The organism is Variovorax sp. AC103, from assembly GCF_979254005.1.
In genome coordinates this window covers 379379-385378 of the sequence record NZ_CEEDFC010000005.1, presented here as the reverse complement: position 1 = coordinate 385378, position 6000 = coordinate 379379, and the positions used below count along the sequence as shown (strand labels likewise).

The following is a 6000-nucleotide window of genomic DNA, read 5'->3' as shown; positions in this document are numbered from 1 at the left end:
TTTTAATGATACGGCGACCACCGAGATCTACACGTGTGGCGCTTCGTCGGCAGCGTCAGATGTGTATAAGAGACAGTCCCGATACCGTTCCAGGGGCAGTATTTTGATGAAGAGACGGGGCTACATTACAACCGTTTCCGATACTTCGTGGCGATATTTTTGTGGGCCGCCCCACCCACTGTCCTTTGGCAAGGAAGAAAATGGATGACGCAGAATTAATTGACAAAATTGAGTCAATAGTTAAATCAAAAAAGGTCTATTGGGTTCAGGGTGACTATATTCGCGCCGGCGAAACGGTTCATTGGGAGTGCTTTATCAGGCCGCTTGAAGACTCTGTTGCGGTAGGCTTTGATGAATATTTGGATAAATACGAGGAAGCCGTGGATATGTATGATGCGTATATTAGAAATAAGCTCCCAAATATCAAGGCGGCCGTGGATTTTGTTCTGAGCTCATTTCCTCTGGCTGCTGAAAAAATGCGTGTGCGCTGATCACTGCGTGACTAGAGAAGCAAGCTTGGCCTAGGGCGTGCGCAGGCGCTGTGTTGCCCACTCGTACGAGTTAAAAAAATGAATGACTACCAGAAGATCCTAAATCCTCAGGCTTTGTTGGCGCCGTATGGAGATTTTTCGCCCCTGAGTGATTCAAAAGTATTGGAAATACTATTGAAGCGAGATGAACCCAGATTTTCCATAAAACTAATGACCGAGAAAAGGCCGAGAAATCCCCCGGCCAGATGGGCCAGGGCCTACGATGTTATTTATCTGGGCGTATCGTTTCTCGGGGTTAAAAAGTTGGTTGCGACTGACTGGGATCATAAGAACACAGTGAGTCGACTCAGCATCCAAACTTCCAACGGCTTGGCCTCGGTGCACATGCATTGCATAGAAGGTTTTTCGATGATCTTCGATTGCGAGTGGATCTCGATCGACAGTCTGGTTCCGGGAAGTATCGGAACTGCGTAGGCGGCAAATTAATTATTGATCGATGGTGTTTGCGTCGGCTATACGTGCCAATAAAGTGAAGATATTTAAATTTGGCGTGGCATCTTGTTCTCGGGATTAAAGGTGATAATTTTCAATTTTGGGCCGTTGAGCAAGGATGAGTTGACGATCACACTCGACGACGAGGGCGCCAGACTGTTGCTCTCTCGAATTGCCGCGCTGGCTCACTGCGCATCACTTGTTGAACGCGTCGACTGTTTTTGCTATTCGGGTGAAAATCTGGAGCGCGCGCAAATCGAGCTTCGTGCGGAGAATCCAGATCTCCTTGAAAGGGGTAAAGGCAAATTGCTGCTGCGATTGAGTGGCGATGCAATCGAGTATGCAGATCATCAATTGGAGGTATTCTTGGAAAAAGGGTACTTCTTTCCTGCAGAGTATTGGTCTTTCTCGCGATCGGATCGAAAATATGATACTCAGGTCTTTTTCGAAAAATTTGCTGCGACCAATGCCGTCGCGTAAATGATGATCGAATTTGCGTCCATTGCTGTTTCTAATTTTGACTGGGGTAATTACGAGACGGTTCAAGGGTCTGCTGACTGAATCCCGCAAGCATTGCGCTCGTTGCTTGATGCTTCGTTGGCGCAAGCCGATAGCTACTATTGGGAAATTGAAAATCAAGTTGTAGTGCAAGGGCAATTGTTCAGTGCCGCCGAGCCGACGCTTCAAGTACTTGTCGCATCCCTTTTGGATCCAAGGCCTGGCTTATGTCCGTACGCATCTGCTTGCTTCGCGTTAGTCCGAGGCATTGGCGAAGGACGCCCGCGACGGATTGTTCCGCTACCAACCCCCGGGTTTCCGATAACTAAACCCACTTGATTTAGTCCTCCCGCTGGCCGATAGTCCCCCTGCGCCCGGACGCCGCGCCCCCTGGCCGTAACGCGATCCGGTTCCCAAGCCCGCAGGCACCACTTCCCCAGCCTGCCCACGGAGACAAAAATCATGCAACGCAGCAGCATCAGCCGCACCCGCTCCCTCCTGGCCCTGGCCGCCACGACCCTGGCCGTATCGGCCGCATTCACCGCCACCACCGCCGCCTTCGCCGCCGACCAGCCCGTCATCGGCCTGGTCACCAAGACCGAAACCAACCCCTTCTTCGTGAAGATGAAGGAAGGCGCGCAGGAAGAAGCCAAGAAGCTCGGCGCCAAGCTGCTGTCGGGCGCGGGCAAGGCCGACGGCGACAACGCGGGCCAGATCACCGCGATGGAAAACATGATTGCGGCGGGCGCCAAGACCATCCTGATCACGCCGAGCGACGCCAAAGCGATCGTGCCGGCGATCAAGAAGGCGCGCGACAAGGGCGTGATGGTGATCGCGCTCGACAGCCCGGCCGATCCGCCGGACGCGACCGACGCACTGTTCGCCACCAACAACTACACGGCCGGCGTGCTGATCGGCGAATACGCCAAGGCCGCGATGGCCGGCAAGCCCGCGAAGATCGTCGCGCTCGACCTGCTGCCGGGCCACCCGGTGGGCGCGCAGCGCCACAACGGCTTCATGAAGGGCTTCGGCCTGGCCGCGAACGACGCCAAGTCGAACGAGCTGTCGAAGGCGCCCGAAATCGTGTGCATGGCCGACAGCTACGGCGACCAGGCCAAGGCGCAGACCGCGATGGAAAACTGCCTGCAGAAGGCGCCCGAAGTGAACCTGGTCTACACCATCAACGAGCCCGCCGCGGCCGGTGCGTACAACGCGCTCAAGCGCGCAGGCAAGGAGAAGGGCGTGCTGATCGTCTCGGTGGACGGCGGCTGCCAGGGCATCAAGGACACCAACGCCGGCGTCATCGCCGCGACCTCGCAGCAGTACCCGCTGAAGATGGCCGCCATGGGCGTGGCCGCGGGCGTGGAGTTCGCCAAGACGGGCAAGAAGGCTTCGGGCTACGTCGACACCGGCGTGACGCTGATCGCCGGCAAGAGCGTGGCGGGCGTGGACAGCAAGGACACCAAGACCGGCGCCGACCTGTGCTGGGGCAAGAAGTAAAAGCGTAGCCCGGGGAGCACACAACGATGGCGACAAAACCTGCAACGCACCACATCCCCTGGGGTGCCCTGGGGCCGTGGCTGGCCCTCTTGGGCGCATGCGTCTTCTTCGCGACCCAGTCCGACCGGTTCCTGACCGGCGGCAATCTCTCGCTGATTCTTCAGCAGGTGATGGTGGTCGGCGTGATCGCCATCGGCCAGACGCTGATCATCCTCACGGCCGGCATCGACCTGTCGTGCGGCATGGTGATGGCGCTGGGCAGCATCATCATGAGCAAGTTCGCCACCGAACTGGGCATGCCGGTGCCGCTGGCCATCCTGTGCGGCATCGGCGTGACCACGCTGTTCGGCCTGCTCAACGGCCTGCTGGTCACGCGCATCAAGCTGCCGCCGTTCATCGTGACGCTGGGCACGCTGAACATCGCGTTTGCCATCACGCAGCTTTACTCGTCTTCGCAGACCATCACCGACCTGCCGGGCGGCCTCACCGGCCTGGGCACCACCTTCACCATCGGCAGTGCCGAGGTGGCGTGGGGTTCGGTGCTGATGGTGGCGCTGTACGCGCTCGCGTGGTTCGTGCTGCGCGAGACGGCCGCCGGCCGTCACATCTACGCGGTGGGCAACAACGCGGAGGCCACGCGGCTGGTGGGCATTCCGACGCAGCGCGTGCTGCTGGGCGTGTACGTGGCGGCGGGCGTGCTGTACGGCATCGCCTCGCTGCTGTCGGTGGCGCGCACGGGCGTGGGTGACCCCAACGCGGGGCAGACGGAGAACCTGGACGCCATCACCGCCGTGGTGCTCGGCGGCACCAGCCTGTTCGGCGGGCGCGGCATCGTGCTGGGCTCGCTGATCGGCGTGCTGATCGTGGGCGTGTTCCGCAACGGTCTCACGCTGATGGGCGTGTCGTCGATCTACCAGGTGCTGGTGACGGGCGTGCTGGTCATCCTGGCGGTGGCTGCGGACCAGCTCTCGCGCAAGGGAGCACGCTGATGAACGCCGTTGCCAACCCCAAGATCGTGATGCAGGCCAAGGGCCTGGTGAAGCGCTACGGCCAGGTCACGGCGCTCGACGGCGTCGACTTCGAGCTGCGCGAGGGCGAGATCCTCGCGGTGATCGGCGACAACGGCGCGGGCAAGTCCTCGCTCATCAAGGCGCTGTCGGGCGCGGTGGTGCCCGACGAGGGGCAGATCCTGCTCGACGGCAAGCCGGTGCACTTTCGCAACCCGCTGGACGCGCGCCGCGCGGGCATCGAGACGGTGTACCAAGACCTGGCCGTGGCCCCGGCCATGACCATCTACGAGAACCTGTTCCTCGGGCGCGAGCTGCGCCGCCCCGGCTTCTTGGGCAACGTGCTGCGCATGCTCGACAAGAAGAAGATGCTGGTCGAGAGCACCGCGCGCATGGCCGACCTGAAGGTGGGCATCCAGTCGATGACACAGGCGGTCGAAACACTCTCGGGCGGGCAGCGCCAGTGCGTGGCGGTGGCGCGCAGCGCGGCTTTCGCGCGGCACGTGGTCATCATGGACGAGCCGACCGCCGCGCTGGGCGTGAAGGAAGGCAACATGGTGCTGGAGCTGATTCGCCGGGTGCGCGAGCGCGGCCTGCCGGTGGTGCTCATCAGCCACAACATGCCGCACGTGTTCGAGGTGGCCGACCGCATCCACGTGGCGCGGCTGGGCAAGCGCGCGGCGGTGCTCAACCCGAAGAAGATCAGCATGAGCGACACGGTCGCCGTGATGACCGGCGCGATGACGGCCGATCAGCTGCCCGCGGAGGCGCATGCCTGATGCCGACGCAGCACCTGCGCGCATGCCCGACCTGCTGCGGCCCCGCGGCTCGAACCAGGTCGGCATGCGCCAGTTCAACGAGCGCACGGTGCTGCAGGCACTGCGCGTTCACACCAGCCTGCCCAAGGCCGACCTGGCGCGGCTCACCGGGCTGAGCGCGCAGACCATCGGGCTCATCACCGCGCGGCTGGAGGAAGACGGCCTCATCGTCAAGCAGAGCCGCGTGCGCGGACGCATTGGCCAGCCCTCGGTGCCGCTGGCGCTGAACCCCGACGGCGCGTTTTCCATCGGCATCAAGGTGGGCCGGCGCGGCGCCGAGTGGCTGCTGATCGACTTCACCGCGCAGGTGCGCGAGCGCCACGCCATCAGCTACGACTTTCCCGACGCGGACGAGTTGCTGCCCGCCATTGCGCAGCACATCCACCGGCTGCGCGACGGGCTCGGGCCGCTGGCCGCGCGCAATGTGGGCGCGGGGCTGGCCGCGCCGTTCCAGCTGGGCGGCTGGCACCGCACGCTGGGCCTGTCGAAGGCGCAGGCCGACCTGTGGAACCAGATGGACCTGGCCGCCGAGGTGCGCGCGCGTACCGACGTGCCGGTGAGCTTCGCGCGCGACACTGTGGCCGCCTGCGTGGCCGAACTGGTGAGCGGGCGCGGGCACGACCTGAAGAGCTTCCTGTACATCTTCGTGGACACCTTCGTGGGCGGCGGGCTGGTCATCAACTCGCACCTGCATGCGGGCGCGCACGGCAATGCGGGCGCCCTCGCGTCATTGCCGATGCAGCCGCCGGCCAGCGGCGGTGCGCTGCCGACGCAGCTGATCGCACAGGCCTCGCTGTGGGAGCTGGAGCAACGGCTGGCCGGCGAGGGCCTGGACGCCACGGCCGCCTACGACGACCGGGCGTTGCAGCCGCCCTTTGTCGCCAGCACGCAGGCCTGGCTCGAAAGCGCATCGCATGCCTTGGCACACGCCATCGTGAGCGGCGCCGCCATGCTCGACCTGGCCGACGTGGTGGTGGACGGCTCGATGTCGCGCCTGCTGCTGCAGGCCCTTCTGGAGCGCACGCGCTCCGCGCTGGACCGCTGCAACTGGGAAGGCCTGTGGCGCCCCCAGGTGCACGGCGGCAGGGCGGGAGCGCTGGCGTGTGCGCTGGGCGGCGCGATGCTGCCGCTGCACGTCAACTTCGCGCCGGACCACGAGGTGTTCCTGAAGGCGGCCTGAATTAGCTGCGTGAG

At 62.7% G+C, this 6000-nt stretch carries 7 protein-coding genes; all 7 read left to right on the top strand.

Translation table 11 applies throughout. The features are described from left to right. Positions 1-200 precede the first annotated feature (200 nt). The 7 genes from AC0IYU_RS10470 to AC0IYU_RS10440 all read left to right on the top strand — a co-directional run bounded on the left by AC0IYU_RS10470 (position 201) and on the right by AC0IYU_RS10440 (position 5986). Positions 201-491, top strand: a complete 291-nt coding sequence (locus AC0IYU_RS10470) for a hypothetical protein (protein ID WP_472116124.1) — start codon at positions 201-203, stop codon at positions 489-491. Positions 492-569: 78 nt separating this feature from the next. Continuing rightward, positions 570-965 (top strand): Imm50 family immunity protein, encoded by a 396-nt coding sequence (locus AC0IYU_RS10465; protein ID WP_435485396.1) that lies wholly within the window; start codon positions 570-572, stop codon positions 963-965. 141 nt (positions 966-1106) lie between these two features. Then, the gene (locus AC0IYU_RS10460; protein WP_472116121.1) at positions 1107-1463 is read left to right on the top strand and encodes a hypothetical protein; all 357 of its coding nucleotides are present in this window, start codon (positions 1107-1109) and stop codon (positions 1461-1463) included. Between the two features lie 480 nt (positions 1464-1943). Beyond that, positions 1944-2981 carry a substrate-binding domain-containing protein gene (locus tag AC0IYU_RS10455; RefSeq protein ID WP_472116118.1) on the top strand — a complete coding sequence of 346 codons (1038 nt, stop codon included), beginning with the start codon at positions 1944-1946 and terminating at the stop codon, positions 2979-2981. Positions 2982-3007: 26 nt separating this feature from the next. Further along, positions 3008-3970: an ABC transporter permease gene (locus tag AC0IYU_RS10450; protein WP_472116116.1), complete on the top strand. Its 963-nt coding sequence runs from the start codon at positions 3008-3010 to the stop codon at positions 3968-3970. Further along, complete coding sequence (locus tag AC0IYU_RS10445) at positions 3970-4767, top strand: ATP-binding cassette domain-containing protein (RefSeq protein WP_435485399.1); 798 nt, start codon at positions 3970-3972, stop codon at positions 4765-4767. Before AC0IYU_RS10450 ends, AC0IYU_RS10445 begins: the two co-directional genes overlap by 1 nt. Then, a complete protein-coding gene (locus AC0IYU_RS10440) occupies positions 4760-5986 on the top strand; it encodes an ROK family transcriptional regulator (protein ID WP_472116113.1) in 1227 nt (408 codons plus the stop codon). The genes AC0IYU_RS10445 and AC0IYU_RS10440 overlap by 8 nt, the downstream gene beginning before the upstream one ends. The last annotated feature ends 14 nt before the right edge of the window (positions 5987-6000 follow it).

Excerpts from the sequence above, each read along its gene's own strand:
- AC0IYU_RS10450 (WP_472116116.1), top strand. The coding sequence starts at position 3,008 with ATGGCGACAAAACCTGCAACGCACCACATCCCCTGGGGTGCCCTGGGG.
- AC0IYU_RS10445 (WP_435485399.1), top strand. The coding sequence starts at position 3,970 with ATGAACGCCGTTGCCAACCCCAAGATCGTGATGCAGGCCAAGGGCCTG.
- AC0IYU_RS10440 (WP_472116113.1), top strand. The coding sequence starts at position 4,760 with ATGCCTGATGCCGACGCAGCACCTGCGCGCATGCCCGACCTGCTGCGG.
- AC0IYU_RS10465 (WP_435485396.1), top strand. The coding sequence starts at position 570 with ATGAATGACTACCAGAAGATCCTAAATCCTCAGGCTTTGTTGGCGCCG.
- AC0IYU_RS10455 (WP_472116118.1), top strand. The coding sequence starts at position 1,944 with ATGCAACGCAGCAGCATCAGCCGCACCCGCTCCCTCCTGGCCCTGGCC.
- AC0IYU_RS10470 (WP_472116124.1), top strand. The coding sequence starts at position 201 with ATGGATGACGCAGAATTAATTGACAAAATTGAGTCAATAGTTAAATCA.